The organism is Pseudomonas sp. B21-040 (assembly GCF_024748695.1).
Classification (GTDB): Bacteria; Pseudomonadota; Gammaproteobacteria; order Pseudomonadales; family Pseudomonadaceae; genus Aquipseudomonas.
In genome coordinates this window covers 4,091,822-4,107,653 of the sequence record NZ_CP087176.1, presented here as the reverse complement: position 1 = coordinate 4,107,653, position 15,832 = coordinate 4,091,822, and the positions used below count along the sequence as shown (strand labels likewise).

Sequence of the window (15,832 nt, the reverse complement as noted above, 5' to 3'; positions counted from 1 at the left end):
ACGCCGGCAATGCAGGTTTTTTAAACGTGGGTGACGCGGGAGGACAAACCGATGGCGCAGGATGTTTCGTTCAGTGTTCGCAACAATAACGGCGACGCGGTGCAGGTCGGTGCCTGGCGTTTCGAGGGCGATGGCAGTGGACCGACCGTGCACCTGCAAGCCGGGGTGCACGCCGATGAAATTGCCGGGATGCTGGTGCTGCATCTGTTGATGCAAAAGCTTCAGGTCGCCGATGCCCACGGTCGGCTCAAAGGCAGCGTGACGGTAGTGCCGCAAGCCAATCCGCTGGGCATCGGGCAGTTTCGCCAAGGCCGGCTTCTCGGTCGCTTTCATGACGCCACCGGGCACAACTTCAACCGCTCGTTCGACCAATCGGCGGCCATGGCCCAACCGTCGACCAACGTTCAAGCGTGGCAAAAAAAACTGGTGCAACTGGCGGCGCCGGCACACGTGGTGCTCGATCTGCACACTGATGACGAGGCGCTGCCCTACCTCTACGTTCACCGCCGTTTCTGGCCACGAGGCCGCGAACTGGCCGCCGCGATGAAGATGGACGTGGCAATCATTTGGGATGACGGCGGCGATGGCTCCTTCGAAGAAACCATCATTGCGCCATGGCTGCGTGACGGCGTCACCGACCAGCGCATGGCCGCGACACTGGAGCTGCGCGGGCAGGGCGATGTCAGTGACCGGGTTGCCAAACAGGATGCCGAGGGGTTGTATGCGTGGCTGTGCGGTTGCGGGGTCATCGACGAAGCGCTGACACCCGCTGACTGGCCCGTCGAGGCGATGGAAATGGGCCACATGGAAACCATTCTGGCGCCACAGCCCGGGGTGCTGATCTTCGAAAAAGAGCTCGGTGATTTCGTCGAGGAGGGGCAGCGCTTTGCGCGGATTCTACGGCGGCCGGGGGATCCGTCCTCCGAAGTGGTGCTGCACGCCGAGCAAGCAGGGCGAATGGTCACCCGCTATCGGGATCGGCTGGTGCCTCAGGGCATGGTGGTGGCGAAATTCACCGGCAACCGGGTCTCGCGCAACTGGAGCGGCGGGTTGCTCGACCCTGACTAGGCCTCGTTGGCGAGTGTGGCGGCAACACCGCCCACGTTCACCACACGATCTTGAACAGCGGTGCGCCGTGGGGTTGTAAACTGCCCGCCTGATACGCGACAGCCCTTTACCCTTTCAAGCACGAGATCCCCATGGCAAACCAAGACATCACATTCACCCCTGATCCTGACCAGGACTCCATTTCCTCCGACGTCGCCGGATTCGGCGGCCTGTTGGTCTCCACTCAGATTCCGACTCGCGTCGACGGCAGTCTGGAGTTGGGCGGCATCGTCGAGCAGAGCGAATGCACGCTGCAAGCACTCAAGGTTGCACTGGAGCGCGCCGGCAGTTCGATGGACCGGGTGTTGCACCTGACCATCTACCTCACCGACATGGCTGATCGCGCCGCCTTCAACGAAGTCTACAAGCGCTTCTTCGCCAAACCGTGGCCGGTGCGTGCCGCGGTGGGCGTCGCCGCGCTGGCAGTCGAAGGCATGCGTGTGGAAGTCACCGCGATGGCAGCCAAGGCCTGATGCATCAGATCGGCTGAATCGTTGGCCGGGAGAGGGGCATGTACAGCCCCAATCCCGGCCTTCTTTTTAGCGCTGACCCGACAGCGCCGGGGTACGCGGCGGGATCAAGCGTTTTGTCCCGGTCGCTTCAAACGCCGACGCCAGGCGCAGCAGCGACGAATCGTCATAGGCGCGGCCGGCGAAGGTCAGCCCGACGGGCATGCCAATGTCCGGCATGACGCCCATCGGCACCGTGACCGTGGGAACGCCCAAGTGGCGGATGGCGAGGTTGCCGTTGGCCACCCAGACACCGTTGCTCCACGCGATGTCCGCGGACTGCGGATCGACATCGGCATTCGCCGGCCCAACGTCGGCGACGGTCGGGAACAGCACCGCATCGAGCCCCAGGCGATCCATCCACTCCTCAAGATCGATACGGCGCGTGTGTTCAAGCCCGCGCAAGCCATCCGGCACCGTGGTGATCTCATTCCATGGGGTGATGCCGCGCTCGGCCATCCGCACATACTCGTCCATGCCGGCGGCAAGGTCGCCCTCGCGGTTGGGCAGGGTGCCGGGGTCGTGCGGGAAAATCAGCGGTCCGTCGACGTCGACCAGACGGTTCAATGTCGGGTCGCCGTTGGCCTGGAGAAAATCATCGAACGCCCAGGCCGTCAGGTCCCACAACTCGTGGTGCAGGAACTCTTTAGAGACAATGCCGCGATTGAACACGGTCGGCGCGCCCGGACGGTCGCCTTCGCAATTGGATACCAACGGGAAATCGACCTCGATGACTTCGGCGCCGGCGGCTTCGAGTGCCTGGCGAGCCGCTTCCCACAGTCCGATCACCGAGGCCCGGGTGTTGATTCGCTGCCCCGTTGGCCCGCCGATGCCCGGCGCTTCGCTGGTGCCTGCTTCCAGGTCCTTGTTGATGTACATGCGCGGCACGCCGAAACGCTTGCCGGCCAGTGCGTCAGGCTTCGCCGCCAGCTCGTGATAAGAGGCCGGGCGTACCGAGGTGACGCCCGGAATCGGCACCCAAGGCTGCATCCGCCACAGGTCGCCGCGGGTGTCGGGGTCTTCGGCCACGACCACGTCGAGCACCTCAAGCAGGTCGGCCATGGTTCTGGCAAACGGCACGACAACGTCCATGGTCGGGGTCAGCGGCCAGTTGCCGCGCACCGAAATCACCCCGCGCGATGGCGTGTAGGCGCACAAACCATTGTTGGAAGCGGGACCGCGTCCACTCGACCAGGTTTCTTCGGCCAGGCCAAACGCCGCAAAACTGGCAGCGGTGGCCGTGCCGGCACCGTTCGACGAACCCGAGGCGAACGGCGCGGTGAGGTAGTCAGCGTTGTACGGGCTTTCGGCGCGGCCATAGACCCCGCGTTGCATGCCGCCATTGGCCATGGGCGGCATGTTGGTCTTGCCCAGGCAAATGGCGCCGGCGCCGCGCAGCCGCTCGATGGTAAACGCATCGCGATAAGCGATCAGGTTGGCGAAGGCCGGGCTGCCGGACGCGGCGGTCAGGCCCTTGACCAGATAACTGTCCTTGGCCGTGTAGGGGATGCCATCGAGCGGCCCCAGCGTTTCGCCTTTGGCCCGGCGGGCATCGGATGCCTGCGCTTCCTTGAGTGCGTCGGGGTTACGCACCACGACCGCGTTGAGGGCGGTGGGTGTGTCCGCACCGTCGTAGGCATCGATCCGGGCGAGATAAGCATTGACCAACTCAACCGCGGTGGTCTGGCCGGATTCGAGCGCAGTGCGCAGTTGCGCAATGGAAACCTCGGTTACCTCAATCATGCTGTCACCGCCGACGGCTGGGAGACGTGGGATTTCGGAGCATCACTTGGCTGAAAATGGGTGTTCATATCAATTCTCGTTGCACTGCATTACGCGACAAGGGCTGGACGGGTGACCTGAGCGTCGCATTTTGGCATCAAGCCGGGAGCAGGGGAAACGCCCGGCAACTATCATGAGGCGGGTAAAAACCATCATGAAGAAGGTGACGACCATCATGAAGAAGGAAGCGAGCGCTGAAAAGGATGGCGAAGGGCAAGTGGCGGCCTCTGAGCTGATAGACGCGAGAATCAAGGAACTGAATGATTGGCGGGGCGAAACACTCGCCAGAATCCGGGCGCTTATTCGCCAGGCCGACCCCGAGGTGGTGGAGGAGTGGAAGTGGCGCGGTGTGCCGGTGTGGTCTCACGCCGGCATCATCTGCACCGGCGAGACCTACAAAAGCGTCGTCAAAATGACCTTCGCCCAAGGCGCTTCGCTGGAGGACCCTTCGGGTCTTTTCAACTCCAGTCTTGAAGGCAATACCCGACGAGCCATTGATGTGCATGAGGGTGAACAGCTGGATGAAACGGCATTGCAGGCACTGGTTGGCGCCGCCGTGGCGCTCAATCTTTCGCGGATGGCCGCTCGGCGAAAACCGGCCAAATGAACACGCGAGGCCGCTAAATCAAGTGTCTCATGGTGATACCAATTAGCCATCAACTCCGTTAGAGTGTGCGCCGCCCGAGAGACGGATCCCGGGCACATTCTTATGGAGTTTTTCAGTGAAGTACCTCAGCAAAGTTGTTGCCGTCGCTCTGTTTGGCCTGGTTCTGGCGGGTTGCACCGGCACCCCGATGAATACCCAGCACTATGAAAGCAGCCAATACACGGTCCTCGGCCATAGCGAAGCAACCGCCACTGGCCTGCTGCTGTTCGGCGTCATCCCGATCCAGCAGAACAACCGTTTTATCCGCGCGCAGGACGCCGCGATCAAAGCCAAGGGCGGTGACGCGATGATCAACACCCAGGTGCAGGAAAACTGGTTCTGGGCCTGGGTCCTGACCGGTTACACCACCAAGATTTCCGGTGATGTGGTCAAGCTGAAAAACGTACAGTAAGCGCCGGAGCCTGCCGTTTGGCGGGTCTGCGTTGACATGAAAAAGCCCGGCTTGGCCGGGCTTTTTCGTCTGCGGTGTTTGCCGATCTGAAAACCGGGCGCGGTGCTCAGCCTCCGGCCAGCAATCGCTCGATCTGCGTCAGTTCCCACGCGCTGAGAAAACTCACCGGGTCAGTGCCAAAACGTTGCCAGCTATCGAGGTCACCCTCGCGGCCATCGGGGCTGAGGCAATACTGACAGCGGCGCAAATGAATGCCATCGACATCGAGCGTCAGGCGCCAGCCTTCGATATCGACCTGCACCTGAGCGGGTTCGGGCTGTTCATCAAGGCGCAGAAAAGGGCGGATGCCCAGTGCGGCGTCACGCAATGTCTGGTAAACCTCGCGGGCGGTCAGCGGTGGCACAGGTGTCTCCAGTGAAAGGTCGGTCAGGCGCCGATGCGCGCGGCACAGGATAGAGTCTGCGCCCGAGGCTGTCAGCGGCTACCCCGCCGTTTCTTAAGCGACCGTCTGCGGACGCCGAATCGGCTGACCCTCTTCCTCGCGCAACTGAGCGCTCATGTCGTTGCAGCTTTGCGACCAGTCCGTCAGCCACGTCGGCATCGGCGGCGACTGCTCGTCCAATCCCAGCTCACGGGCAAACTCGCCGGGTGCCACCGTGCCTTTGCCTGCGCGGAACACACCGCGCATCACCACCACCCCGATCACACGCCCTTTGCTGACAAAACGGTGCTCCATGAAGCTCCACTTGTCGTCCCAGCCCAGCATCCGCGTGTGAATCTCGAACGCTTCGAACAGCTTCAACTCACGACGGAACTTGCCCCAGGTGTCCCCGACGATCGGCACGGCTTTGTTACGCAGCGCCACGCGGAATGCGCCGCTGCGAAGCACGTAATCCATGCGCCCGAGATCGGCCAGGGTGAAATAGCGACCATTGGTGACGTGGCGATTGAGGTCGAGGTCGAGCGGCCAGACGCGCAGACGGATAACCGTGGTGGCCATGGCGTCGACCGGCTTGCGCCACGGACGACGAAACAGCATGAGGAGCAGTCGGAACCAGAGATTCATAAGTACGCCGATGATTGAATGATCGGTGCACTTTATGCAGCGGGGATCGGGTAAGGTAGGTGCACAAATGACTTTTTACATGCGATATGCGCAATTGGATCATTTATGCACGTCACGCTTTTATTGACCAACCAATGTTCTGCCGCCAGCGCCACGATGGCCCTGGAAGTGCTCAGTGCCGCCAACCTGTTTGCGGACACGGCCAGCTCGCCGTTTGAAGTGGTCATTGCCTCTCTGGACGGTGAAGAGGTTGCCGCGTGGGGAGGGCAGACGCTGCGCGTGGACCAATCCACCCGCGAGATTGCGCAGACTGATCTGGTGCTGATTCCCGGTTTTCTCTTCACCCTCAAGGATGCCTTGCCGGCCTTTTCGGCGTATGGACCCTGGCTGCGTGAACAGCACGCTCAGGGTGCGGTGGTGGCGTCGATGTGTACCGCGGCGTTCATGCTGGCGGAGGCAGGCTTGCTCGACGGAGTTCGAGCCACCACGCACTGGGCGTTTGCCGACCTGTTTCGTCGTCGTTATGCCGACGTTTTCCTGGACGACTCGCAGATCATCTGCGAGGACAATCGTCTGGTCACCAGCGGTGGCGCGAGCGCGGCCATGGACCTGTTGCTGCACCTTGTGCGCCGGTTCGCGTCGCTGGAACTGGCGCAGAAATGTGGCAAATACCTGCTGGTCGACAGTGTACGCAGCGAGCAGTCGGTGTATGTGATGTGGTCACTGCCCAAGCAGCATGGTGATGCCGGCATCCTGCAGGTTCAAAACTGGCTGGAGCAGCACTTTGACCGTTCAGTGATGATTGATGACGTCGCCCGGCAGTTCGGATTCGGCATCCGAAACTTCAAGCGGCGTTTCAAGGACGCGACGGGGTACACGCCGATTACTTACCTGCAAACGCTGCGGCTGGAAAAGGCCAAACAGCTGCTTGAGACGACTCGCATGACCCAGGACAGCATCACGTATGCCGTGGGCTACGAAGATGGCAATTCTTTCCGTAGACTTTTCCGCCAGCGAGTGGGCTTGCTGCCCGCGGCTTACCGGAAGAAGTTTCAACCGGGCGCCCACTGATTGACGCGCCTGGCCTTACACCATTGGGAACAGAACATGCACAAAGCCGCCGTACTCACCTTGTCCTTGCTGCTTGGCGCAGGGGTATTCAGCCTTCAGGCACACGCGGCCGGCGATGCCGAAGCGGGGGCGACGCTGTTCAAGCGGATCTGCGGAGGATGCCATCAGGTCGGCGAATCGGCACGGGGTTCATTTGGTCCGCAGCTCAACGGCATCTTTGGACGACACTCCGCCAGTACCACGGACTACCAATATTCCGATGCGATGAAAGCCGCGAACATCATCTGGACCCGCGAAACACTGACCGCGTACCTCGAAGACCCGAAAAAGGTGGTCCCCGGCACCCGCATGATTTTCTGGGGGCTCAGCGATCCGGAAAAGATCGAAAACCTGTTGGCCTACCTGCAAACCTTTCAACCGCGGTAGTGTCTTGCAAGATCAGGCACTCAGCCGGCGTTCGATTCCAGGTGTTGTTTGACCACGTCCAGCACTTCGTTCGGCGCTTCGCGATGGGGGACGTGATGACGGTTTTTCAGGATCACGCTTCGGCTCGACGCCGTTCCCAGCGTGGCAATCCGCTGCGGGTGCAACACGGACCCGTACTCGTCGTTCTCGCCATGTAGCGCCAGCAACGGGCACTGAATCGAGGCTGCGCTGCTTTCGAGGGTCCATTGCTCGAAGGCCTTTGATAACCAGGTCTCTGTCCAGGCAGACAGCACCCAGGCGGCCTTGTCGCCGTGGTACTTGTGCAACCGCTCCATTTGTCCTGGCTCCTCGAACTGGGCTTTGGCAATGCGAATGCCGTTCAACGTCCGGTCTTCAACAAATGCCTGTGCCGACTCGGTGATCAACGACTGGCAACTGTGCGGATACAGCGCCGCGCACGTCGCCGCCATTGCCCCGCCAACGCTGTGACCGAAGGCCACGAACCGGTCGATTTGCCACTGCTGGCGCAGCAGCGGAAAGAAGCATTCAGCTTCATCCCGAATAAACCGAGTGGGCAGGTCACCGGGGTAGGCATCGGACTGCCCGAAGCCGAGCCGGTCGTAGGCGACAACTATGCGCCCCGTGGCCTGGCACAGTTGTTCTGGAAAATCCCGCCACAGTGCGACGCAACCCAGAGAGTCATGAAACAGAATGATCGGTGGCTGGGCCGTTTCGGCACGCTCGCCGGCAGGCGACCAGCGTTGGGAGAACAAACGACCGTGAGGCGTCTCGATCCAACGGGTTTCTTCACTGACAAACAACGGCATTGCTGACCTCGACCTGGCGCTCAAGCGGATAACAGATCACGCAGCGTACCCGTTTTGAACCAGCGCTTGAACAGCTGCCGGAAGAGAAGAGGGTCCCTTCCGGCAGCTCCGGAGCTGATCAGGCTTGTGCTGCGCTCACCCCGCCAGTCGCCGTGGATTTTTTGCGCACCGATTGATACAGCAGGCTGGACACCATGAAGCCGATAATGGCCAGCACGCTCATCAGGCTGAAGACATAGTTGTAACCCTGTTCACCGGGGAAGTGATCGAGGATGGCGCCATAGATGACGTAGGCGAACATGCCCGGTGCGTAGCCGATCAGGCAACCGATGCCGAAGGCCGAGCCGGTGATGTGTTGAGGAATGCCGACTTCACCCATGGGCGCCCAGAACACACCGCGCATCGAGAAAACGATCAGCGCGAACGACAGAGTGGCGGCCATGCCCGCGTAGATGAAGCTCGGGCTTTTCGGGATCAGCATGATGACGCCCATCAAGGGCAGCAGCGCCAGGAAGGCCCACTTCAGGTAGCGGCTGGTGCTCTTGAATTGTTTGTCGGCGATGAAGCCGCCGGCAGGGCCACCGAGGATCTTGAGGAAGTATTGGTTGATGATGCCGTAGGCGCCCACCAGTGCCACGGGCAACCCGTACATTTCCTTGAGGTAGGGAATGAAATAGGTCAGGCCGCAGTAGACGATGTAGACCATGAACACGTTGAGGCTGACCAGCCAGATACCCGGCACCTTGATCGCCTCGACCAGGTTCGCCAGGCCGTTTTTCGGTTTGGCCACCGACTGCGCGGTGCCACCCTTGAGCAGGAACCAGGTGACGGTCCCGGCGAGGATGTCGATCACCGAGTAAAACAGGATGGCCGATTTCAGGCCGGCTTCGCCCGACCCCATGGCGACGAACACGCCCAGCGCGGAAAAAGCCACCAGGGTATCGATCACACCACGTCCGCCTTCCAGCAGGCCGAACAACCGGCCTTGTTCCTGATCGTCACCCAGGTTGCGAATCGCCTTGAGCAGCGAAGGCCAGAAGATGCAGTCGGCACAGACCGCCAGCAGGCTGAACACGATCAGCAGGTTGCTGAAGGGTGGAAAGGTCGCCAGGTACAACCCCAGACCACCCGTACCGATCAGGCCGATGGGGATCAGTTTGCGGGTATCGTAGCGATCGGCGAGCAGCCCGCCGACGACGAACAACGCCGTGGCAATGATGGCGTTGGCACTCAGCAGCATGCCGATTTCAGTGTGGGTCAGGCCCATGAATTCCTGCATGGGCACATAGAAGGCGTCCTTTAGGTTTGCCAGTTTGTAGATGGTGCCGCCACCGAGGATGAGGATCAGGAATCTGAACCATTTGGCCTTGTTTTGAATTGTCATTATTGTTCTCCGGGCGTATCGGGTCGTCAGGTTCAGGCGTGGGAGGAGTGGGCCAGGGTCAGTTCGGCCAGGGTGCGAAGTTCGGCTAGCAGGCTGCGCACATAGGCCACCTGGTTGTTCGCCCAGCGGTGTTCATCGGCGAGCATTCGCTCAAGCGAGTAGCCATTGGGGAGCGGTGTGTCGCTCATTTCCCGATAGGCAATGAAGGGGTCAGTCGCCTCGTCGGTCTGACGGAAGGCCGGGGCCACATAGTGGTTTTCCTGCTCAAGAATGAATGCGATCACCTGAGGAGTGGCTGCGTTGCCCAGCATCAACAGTTCGAACAGCATGCGGGCGCTGGGCAGGTCGTCTTCGTCGCTGCCCTGCAGCACGCCGTAGTGGCCAAAACCGTTTTGCTCGGGCACAACGCGCACGCCCTTGAGGTGGGTCTGGCGGATGTGTGGCGCCAGATTGCGCAGCGCCTGTAAAGGCTGCTCGCAGGCATTGATCATGTTGCCGAAGTCGAACAAGGCGTGCAGGCGAGGGTGGTCGAGTCGCTTGAGCAATTGCGCGATCTCGCCGCTCTTGAGTTCTTCATGCTGCTCGAAATCGAAGTACAGGTCGTGCTCGTCGGCCTGCTGCGCCAGGTAGTGCAGGTCGGTCTCGATCACGTCCATGACGCGCGACAGCGCGCCCTCATAACGTGAGTAAACGCGGATGTTGCGTACTCCCAACGCCCTGGCGATGGCGATCACCTGGTCGACATCTTTTTTCAGTGTGCTGCTGATTTCCAGGTGCACATCCAGCCCCAGCGCCTTGGCCTTGTTGGCAAATGCTTGCAGTTGCTCGGGGGACATTTGGCTCAGGCTGTTTTCCTCACCGTCCAGCAGGTGCAGGCTCAGCCCCTGCAACTCGTGGCGATAGGCGAAGTCCAGCAGGTCGGCGGGGGTGACGCGGCCGTGGGTGAGGTTGGTCAGCAGCGGGTAGGCGTGGGCAAACAGGCGCATATGCCCCAGACGTTCGAGCAACTGCCGGGCCAGTGCTTCGGTCAGTACCGGGGCTGTACCGTCCTCGACCACGTTGTGGCTCAGCAAGGCGTTGAATCGTTCCTGGATCTTATTGTTCATTAGAGTCGTTCCTGGTTCAGACACCGGGTCTACCGGCGCAGCCTTTATCGCGCCAGTCAGGAACTCTCGATAGATCCATTATCAGTTAATTCATAAGACCACTTGCCTTGCTTCAAGTGATTTGCGGCAGGCACCCGATTGCGGACAAGGCCCGGGCCAGCGCTTCGACGCGTTCGCGGGCCTGGTTTTCCGACGTACCGGCAAAGCCGATCAACAGGGCCGGCGGCAGGACATGCGTGATGCGGTAGTCGCTCAGTGCATAGGTGTGGATGTTGTGTCGGGCCAACGCCTTGGCGATGGCGTCGTCATCGAGCTCGGTCGGCAGCCAGGCGATCAGGTGCATGCCAGCCTCCACCGGGGTGATCTTGAAGAAGTTGCCGAGCTGCTTTTCGAGCTGCTCGATCAATGCCTGCTGGCGAGCCTGATACAGCGCACGCATGCGACGGATATGCCCCAGGAAGTGGCCTTCGATCATGAAGTCCGCCGTCGTCGCCTGAAGCAGCGTGGGCGGGCTGCGATCCATGACTGCGCGCAGGGTGCAAAAGGGTTCGACCAGGGCTTTTGGCAGAATCACGTAACCCAGGCGCAGCGACGGGAACAGTACTTTGCTGAAGGTGCCGACGTAGATCACCCGGGCCATCTGGTCCATGGCGTAGAGCGCCGGAAGGAGGCGGCCGCTGTAGCGAAACTCACTGTCGCAATCGTCCTCGATGATCCAGCTCTGATGTTGCGCGGCCCAGTCAATCAGGGCCTGGCGTCGCGCATAGCTCAGGGTGACGCCCAATGGATGCTGGCGAGAAGGGGTGGTGAACACCAGGCGGGCGTCGGGGCACTCGTCCAGGCCTTGCTGGACATCGATGCCCTGTTCATCGATACGCAACGGCACCACGCGGGCGCCTTGGGCTTGCAAGGCAATGCGCGCGGCGATGTGGCCCGGGTCTTCCATCCAGACGCTGTCCTGCGGATTGAGCAGCAACATGCCCAGCAGGTTGAACGCTTGCTGCGCACCGGAAACGATCACCACTTGCCCGGCATCACAGTCGATGCCACGGGCGTCGAACACGTATTCGGCAATCGCCGTGCGAAACGCCTGCAAGCCTTGCAGCTCGCCATAGCCGAGCATGGCCTTGGTCGGCTTCAGCAGGTGACGGTTCATCAGGCGCCGCCAGATGACTTGGGGGAAGGCATCGTAAGTGCTGTGGCTGGGCAGGAATGAGGTCGGGGTCGCGGGGTCCCAGTCGGCATAAGACACCCCGCGAAAATGATCGCTACGCAGCGACAGCATCGACTGGCTCAAGTCGGACAGGCGCGGAGGCGGGCGCTGTTGCCCATCGTCGGTGATACCGCGATTTTCCCACTCGTTGCCGACATAGGTGCCGGCGCCGGTGCGCGAGGCCAGGAAACCTTCAGCAATCAGTTGATCGAACGCATTGAGAATGGTGATCCGCGACAACGCCAGTTCCTTGCTCAGGGTCCGGGTCGACGGCAAGCGCACGCCGCCCTGGAGCCGGCCACTGAGTACCTGTTTGCGAATCTGCAGGTACAACTGGCGGTACAAGGGGATGGCGCTGGCACGGTCCAGTTCGATAGCCGACAGCAGCAAACCTGCGGGGGATTTCATGACATGGCTCGTCTGGGTGGAGGAGGGTTTTACCGTCGGGCGACGTGGCGTGCAAGGGTATCGAGCGACGCCGGATAAGTCATCCACCCCGGGAGTTTGTCATTTTACGCTCGCGGCTCAGGCGTCATGGGTCGACGCCGAGCCGGGCTTTGATCGATCGAAGGGGCCGTCGCTAAATACCACTGAACAGGCCGATGATCACGGCATTGACCAGGTCAATGAAGAAGCCACACACCAGCGGCACGATCAGGAAGGCTTGGTGGGCTGCGCCGTATTTTTGCGTCACGGTGGTCATGTTGACGATGGCCGTGGCCGTGGAGCCAAGGGCAATCCCCCCGAACCCGGAAGCAATCACGCTGGCTTCGTAATTGCGTCCCATAAAGCGGAACACCACAAAATACGTGTAGAGCACCGTCAGCAGAATTTGCAGGGTCAAGGCGCACAAAATGAACATCAGCGCGCCGCTGAGCTGCCACAGCTGAAGCCCCATCAGGGCCATGGTCAGGAACATGCCCAGGCAGATGTCGGAGATCAGCGCCAGCCCCAGGCTGGCGCCGCTCCAGGTTTTCAGCCGTTGATCACCTACCACGGCGAGAACGATGTGGTGAATGACGATACCCGCGAACAGACAACTGACGAATTTGGGCAGGGTGATGCCGGCGTTTTCCAGCAGCAGGTTGAGTCCATAGCCGAGCATCAGGGTCAGGTTGAGCCACATCCACGCCCAGAGCACGTCGTAGTAGTCCAGTCCCTTGCTCGGTTGTTGCTCGAGAATGCCGACTTCCAGCGTCGCATCCCCGGAAGTCTTCAGGCGATAACGGCTGATCAGTCGATTGGCGATAGGGCCGCCGATCACGCACGCGGCAATCAGGCCGACGGTGTTGCTGGCCATGCCCAGTTCATGGGCGTTACTGATTCCCAGCTTCTCGATGAAAAGCGGCGCCCAGGCCAGCGTGGTACCCGCCCCACCCGTGAGGGAAATGGAGCCCACCATCAATCCTGCCTTGGGATCTAGCCCGAATGCCTCGGCCACCCCCATGCCCAGCGCGTTTTGCAGGACGATGAACACACCGGCGAGCAACAGCAGGACCAGTAGCGGGCGTCCACCCTTGAGCAGTTGGCGCATGTCCGATTTCAAGCCAATGCCGGCAAAGAAATAGAGCAGCAGGGTGTCGCGAACCTGCAGGTCGAATTCGATCTGGATCTTGAGTCCGAAGTACAGCAGGCTCGTCACCGCCGCACAGACGAAGCCACCGACAACCGATTCGGGAATACAGTATTGGCGGAGCAAGGTGCTGCGCTGGACAAGGGTTTTGCCGAGGAACAGCAGGAGGATGGCGAGGGTAAAACTCACGAGGCCGTGAACCGAAAAGAGCTGGGGAGTCATGTCAACCTGCCTAAAAATCTAAAAGCATTATCAGGATTCACCGTTCAATGTTCAGACCTTTATCAATGAACGGGGGATACAGCCAGGCAGTCTGGTCAGCGCCTTCCCGCTGCCCTCAATGCACGCCTGGCCAGTTCAGGTCGCTGCCCGATCACTCAGTAAACGCCTGATGCTTACACCCCAGTGTGTTGCATATTCCCGTTCCATTGATAGCCGATAGCTGCCAGTCAAGACCGGCAGCAGGCAGCCATGGAGATTAGTTGCTTTTTTGGCTATCGGTTGAAACGTTCGGCCAGGCTGTGCAGGTAATCGGCCATTCCCTCGAGATCGCGGCTGATCGCGGCGCCTTGCTCGGCCTGCCCGGCACTGTGGTCACACAGTTGCGCGATGCGCGTGATCTGTTGATTGATATCTTCCGTCACGTGACTTTGCTGCTCTGATGCCGATGCCATTTGCTGGCTCATGGCGGTGATGCGGCTGACGGCTTGACTGATGCCGACCAGCGCCGACTGCACCGCCTCGACACGCTGCATGCTGTCGCGGGAAATCTGCTCGCCCCGCGCGGCCGTGGAGACGGCGCGATCGGCTCCGTTGTTCAGCGACGCGATGAAGCCATGGATCTGCTCGGTGGAGGTGCGGGTGCGCTGTGCCAGGGAGCGCACCTCGTCGGCAACCACTGCAAAACCCCGGCCTTGTTCACCTGCCCGGGCCGCCTCGATCGCTGCATTGAGCGCCAACAGGTTGGTCTGTTCGGCAATGGAAGTGATGACATCCACGACACTGCCGATCGATTGCGTCTCGCTCGCCAATGCGTTCACCGCCAGGCCGATTTCGTTGACGGCCTCATTCATCGCTTCCATGGCGTGCAGGCTTTGCCGGGCCAGCTCACTGCCTTCTTGAGTCAACTGGTCGGCTTCGGACGCGGCATGCGCCGTCGTGATGACGTTTTGAGTCACCTCCTGATTCGTTGCCGCCATCTGCGCGATGGCGGCGGCGGACTGATCCGTTTCACTGCGCTGGCGATCAAGCGACTGCGCTTGCGAGCCGGACAGTTCGGATGACTGGGCTGCCTTGGCCTTTACGCTGATCCCGGCATCGACAAGCCGGCTCAACGCCGTTTGCAAACGGGCTTCCTCGCTGAGCATGGCCATATCCAGCCGGCCTTGGGGGCCGTAGTTGTCGCTGTAGGTCAGCGCGACCAACGGGTCGGCAAATGCTTTTGGATGCTCGGCGAGGGTGCGCTCGATGGAGCTGCGATGTCGGGACTCGATGCGGTACCAGGCAAGACTCAGGCTCGCCACCAGGACACATTGAGCCGCCGTGTCCGGTAGCCAATGAGCACCCAGCAGTGAAAGCACGCCAGCCGCAAATAATGGAAAACCGTTTCGCAGTGGCCGCAGAATCCGGGCACTGCGCGCCACAATCGGCTTGCCGGCGCGCATCCTTGCATAGAGCGCTGATGCCCGACGGACCTGGTCGCGGCTGGGCACCGAGCGTACCGACTCGTAACCACTCATTCGCCCGTTTTCATACATGGGCGTGACGTAGGTATTGACCCAATAAAAATCGCCATTTTTCGAGCGGTTTTTTACAATCCCCATCCAGGGTTTGCCTTGCTTGAGGGTGTGCCACATATGAATGAATACCCCGGGTGGCATATCGGGGTGTCGAATCAGGTTATGAGGCTGGCCGACCAATTCGTCGGCAGTGAACCCGCTGATGGCCACAAATGCGTCATTGCAGTAAGTGATTCGGCTATCAAGGTCGGTCGTGGAGATCAAACGCTGGTTGGCAGGGAACGCTCTTTCTTGGTCAGTGACGGGCAGATTCACACGCATTAACGCGATCCTTTTGCGGATTATTATTCTGGTGTTGAGCGTGTAAATCGGAACCATGGCGCACGGCAAGCACTGAACAGTGCTTGTGCTACAACATCCCCTTGTACTCGTTTCAGCGTGGCACCGATTCAGCTCGCGATTCGTTCTACGCGTTTTTTCGGGTGGACAGCCGTACATTCGGCGACAGTTTTTTTTCATTTCATGACAGGTTCACGGCGCTGACGTGGAGTGTTGCGCCGTGTTCACGCTATTGGTTTTTGCACTCCGACACCACCACTTGGCAGGTGTTGGGCGTGCCCCCGGACCGGCCGGCATAGCGCATGCAGTTGTTCATGGATTTTTGCTGAGCAATGTTCAAGGTGGCGCCCCAGGCCAGGCCGCCCTCGCCAGCTGTGGGGAGCGATTTTGCGTAGCAATTTGAGCCGGCGACCTGATAGGGGTCCCTGGAGTGTTTACCTGAACATCCCGCCGTCAGCGCCAGGCTGATGGCGAGCAGGCAGGGGAGAACCCATGACCCGCATTGGCGCGCTGCTGTTTTGGTCATTGCGTTTCCCCCGATCAAGAGGCTGAAGGCGTGTCCTTCCTTTCAAAGATTAGACGCTCTCGCGCCTGCCTTTAGATCGGTTTAGCGGGTATGGGGCGTTTATCGC

Annotated in this window: 16 protein-coding genes and 1 pseudogene; 6 read left to right on the top strand and 11 right to left on the bottom strand. The window is 60.6% G+C overall.

Features of this window, described 5'->3' with window-relative positions:
- Positions 1-51 precede the first annotated feature (51 nt).
- Positions 52-1,068: a succinylglutamate desuccinylase/aspartoacylase family protein gene (locus tag LOY55_RS18830; protein WP_258666237.1), complete on the top strand. Its 1,017-nt coding sequence runs from the start codon at positions 52-54 to the stop codon at positions 1,066-1,068.
- Positions 1,069-1,199: 131 nt separating this feature from the next.
- Positions 1,200-1,580: a RidA family protein gene (locus LOY55_RS18825; protein ID WP_046030431.1), complete on the top strand. Its 381-nt coding sequence runs from the start codon at positions 1,200-1,202 to the stop codon at positions 1,578-1,580.
- 66 nt (positions 1,581-1,646) lie between these two features.
- On the opposite strand, the gene LOY55_RS18820 is transcribed toward LOY55_RS18825, so the two are convergent.
- A complete protein-coding gene (locus tag LOY55_RS18820) occupies positions 1,647-3,359 on the bottom strand; it encodes an amidase (RefSeq protein ID WP_258666233.1) in 1,713 nt (570 codons plus the stop codon).
- Positions 3,360-3,573: 214 nt separating this feature from the next.
- On the opposite strand from LOY55_RS18820, the gene LOY55_RS18815 reads away from it, so the two are divergent.
- Together LOY55_RS18815 and LOY55_RS18810 are read left to right on the top strand one after the other, a co-directional pair.
- Positions 3,574-4,005 carry a DUF1801 domain-containing protein gene (locus tag LOY55_RS18815; RefSeq protein ID WP_218278081.1) on the top strand — a complete coding sequence of 144 codons (432 nt, stop codon included), beginning with the start codon at positions 3,574-3,576 and terminating at the stop codon, positions 4,003-4,005.
- A 115-nt stretch (positions 4,006-4,120) separates the two neighbouring features.
- Positions 4,121-4,456 carry a hypothetical protein gene (locus tag LOY55_RS18810; protein WP_046030429.1) on the top strand — a complete coding sequence of 112 codons (336 nt, stop codon included), beginning with the start codon at positions 4,121-4,123 and terminating at the stop codon, positions 4,454-4,456.
- 106 nt (positions 4,457-4,562) lie between these two features.
- Here LOY55_RS18810 and LOY55_RS18805 read toward each other — a convergent pair whose 3' ends face one another.
- Together LOY55_RS18805 and LOY55_RS18800 are read right to left on the bottom strand one after the other, a co-directional pair.
- Positions 4,563-4,859 carry a hypothetical protein gene (locus LOY55_RS18805; RefSeq protein ID WP_109786711.1) on the bottom strand — a complete coding sequence of 99 codons (297 nt, stop codon included), beginning with the start codon at positions 4,857-4,859 and terminating at the stop codon, positions 4,563-4,565.
- A gap of 93 nt (positions 4,860-4,952) precedes the next feature.
- The gene (locus tag LOY55_RS18800) at positions 4,953-5,522 is read right to left on the bottom strand and encodes a thioesterase family protein (protein WP_258666229.1); all 570 of its coding nucleotides are present in this window, start codon (positions 5,520-5,522) and stop codon (positions 4,953-4,955) included.
- A 105-nt stretch (positions 5,523-5,627) separates the two neighbouring features.
- On the opposite strand from LOY55_RS18800, the gene LOY55_RS18795 reads away from it, so the two are divergent.
- Both LOY55_RS18795 and LOY55_RS18790 read left to right on the top strand, forming a co-directional pair.
- Positions 5,628-6,593: a GlxA family transcriptional regulator gene (locus tag LOY55_RS18795; RefSeq protein WP_258666227.1), complete on the top strand. Its 966-nt coding sequence runs from the start codon at positions 5,628-5,630 to the stop codon at positions 6,591-6,593.
- Positions 6,594-6,629: 36 nt separating this feature from the next.
- Positions 6,630-7,019 carry a cytochrome c family protein gene (locus LOY55_RS18790; protein WP_258666226.1) on the top strand — a complete coding sequence of 130 codons (390 nt, stop codon included), beginning with the start codon at positions 6,630-6,632 and terminating at the stop codon, positions 7,017-7,019.
- 20 nt (positions 7,020-7,039) lie between these two features.
- On the opposite strand, the gene LOY55_RS18785 is transcribed toward LOY55_RS18790, so the two are convergent.
- The 8 genes and pseudogenes from LOY55_RS18785 to LOY55_RS18755 all read right to left on the bottom strand — a co-directional run bounded on the left by LOY55_RS18785 (position 7,040) and on the right by LOY55_RS18755 (position 15,726).
- Positions 7,040-7,846: an alpha/beta fold hydrolase gene (locus LOY55_RS18785; RefSeq protein WP_258666223.1), complete on the bottom strand. Its 807-nt coding sequence runs from the start codon at positions 7,844-7,846 to the stop codon at positions 7,040-7,042.
- Positions 7,847-7,964: 118 nt separating this feature from the next.
- Positions 7,965-9,230: a nitrate/nitrite transporter gene (locus LOY55_RS18780; RefSeq protein ID WP_046030414.1), complete on the bottom strand. Its 1,266-nt coding sequence runs from the start codon at positions 9,228-9,230 to the stop codon at positions 7,965-7,967.
- A gap of 32 nt (positions 9,231-9,262) precedes the next feature.
- On the bottom strand, positions 9,263-10,336 hold the full coding sequence (locus LOY55_RS18775; protein WP_258666220.1) for a sugar phosphate isomerase/epimerase: 1,074 nt from the start codon (positions 10,334-10,336) through the stop codon (positions 9,263-9,265).
- A gap of 112 nt (positions 10,337-10,448) precedes the next feature.
- On the bottom strand, positions 10,449-11,957 hold the full coding sequence (locus LOY55_RS18770; protein ID WP_258666219.1) for a PLP-dependent aminotransferase family protein: 1,509 nt from the start codon (positions 11,955-11,957) through the stop codon (positions 10,449-10,451).
- 172 nt (positions 11,958-12,129) lie between these two features.
- The gene (gltS, locus tag LOY55_RS18765) at positions 12,130-13,344 is read right to left on the bottom strand and encodes a sodium/glutamate symporter (RefSeq protein ID WP_109786704.1); all 1,215 of its coding nucleotides are present in this window, start codon (positions 13,342-13,344) and stop codon (positions 12,130-12,132) included.
- Positions 13,345-13,616: 272 nt separating this feature from the next.
- Complete coding sequence (locus LOY55_RS18760; protein ID WP_408981003.1) at positions 13,617-14,786, bottom strand: methyl-accepting chemotaxis protein; 1,170 nt, start codon at positions 14,784-14,786, stop codon at positions 13,617-13,619.
- A 93-nt stretch (positions 14,787-14,879) separates the two neighbouring features.
- Positions 14,880-15,182, bottom strand: a pseudogene (locus tag LOY55_RS31235) (PAS domain-containing protein); the annotation flags it as partial.
- Between the two features lie 247 nt (positions 15,183-15,429).
- Positions 15,430-15,726: a hypothetical protein gene (locus LOY55_RS18755; protein ID WP_109786702.1), complete on the bottom strand. Its 297-nt coding sequence runs from the start codon at positions 15,724-15,726 to the stop codon at positions 15,430-15,432.
- Positions 15,727-15,832 lie beyond the last annotated feature (106 nt).

What these genes read in the sequence shown, in the direction of transcription:
- LOY55_RS18830 (WP_258666237.1), top strand. Translation starts at nt 52, where the DNA reads ATGGCGCAGGATGTTTCGTTCAGTGTTCGCAACAATAACGGCGACGCG.
- LOY55_RS18825 (WP_046030431.1), top strand. Translation starts at nt 1,200, where the DNA reads ATGGCAAACCAAGACATCACATTCACCCCTGATCCTGACCAGGACTCC.
- LOY55_RS18820 (WP_258666233.1), bottom strand. Translation starts at nt 3,359, where the DNA reads ATGATTGAGGTAACCGAGGTTTCCATTGCGCAACTGCGCACTGCGCTC.
- LOY55_RS18815 (WP_218278081.1), top strand. Translation starts at nt 3,574, where the DNA reads ATGAAGAAGGAAGCGAGCGCTGAAAAGGATGGCGAAGGGCAAGTGGCG.
- LOY55_RS18800 (WP_258666229.1), bottom strand. Translation starts at nt 5,522, where the DNA reads ATGAATCTCTGGTTCCGACTGCTCCTCATGCTGTTTCGTCGTCCGTGG.
- LOY55_RS18795 (WP_258666227.1), top strand. Translation starts at nt 5,628, where the DNA reads ATGCACGTCACGCTTTTATTGACCAACCAATGTTCTGCCGCCAGCGCC.
- LOY55_RS18790 (WP_258666226.1), top strand. Translation starts at nt 6,630, where the DNA reads ATGCACAAAGCCGCCGTACTCACCTTGTCCTTGCTGCTTGGCGCAGGG.
- LOY55_RS18785 (WP_258666223.1), bottom strand. Translation starts at nt 7,846, where the DNA reads ATGCCGTTGTTTGTCAGTGAAGAAACCCGTTGGATCGAGACGCCTCAC.
- LOY55_RS18780 (WP_046030414.1), bottom strand. Translation starts at nt 9,230, where the DNA reads ATGACAATTCAAAACAAGGCCAAATGGTTCAGATTCCTGATCCTCATC.
- LOY55_RS18775 (WP_258666220.1), bottom strand. Translation starts at nt 10,336, where the DNA reads ATGAACAATAAGATCCAGGAACGATTCAACGCCTTGCTGAGCCACAAC.
- LOY55_RS18770 (WP_258666219.1), bottom strand. Translation starts at nt 11,957, where the DNA reads ATGAAATCCCCCGCAGGTTTGCTGCTGTCGGCTATCGAACTGGACCGT.
- gltS (WP_109786704.1), bottom strand. Translation starts at nt 13,344, where the DNA reads ATGACTCCCCAGCTCTTTTCGGTTCACGGCCTCGTGAGTTTTACCCTC.
- LOY55_RS18760 (WP_408981003.1), bottom strand. Translation starts at nt 14,786, where the DNA reads ATGCGCGCCGGCAAGCCGATTGTGGCGCGCAGTGCCCGGATTCTGCGG.
- LOY55_RS18755 (WP_109786702.1), bottom strand. Translation starts at nt 15,726, where the DNA reads ATGACCAAAACAGCAGCGCGCCAATGCGGGTCATGGGTTCTCCCCTGC.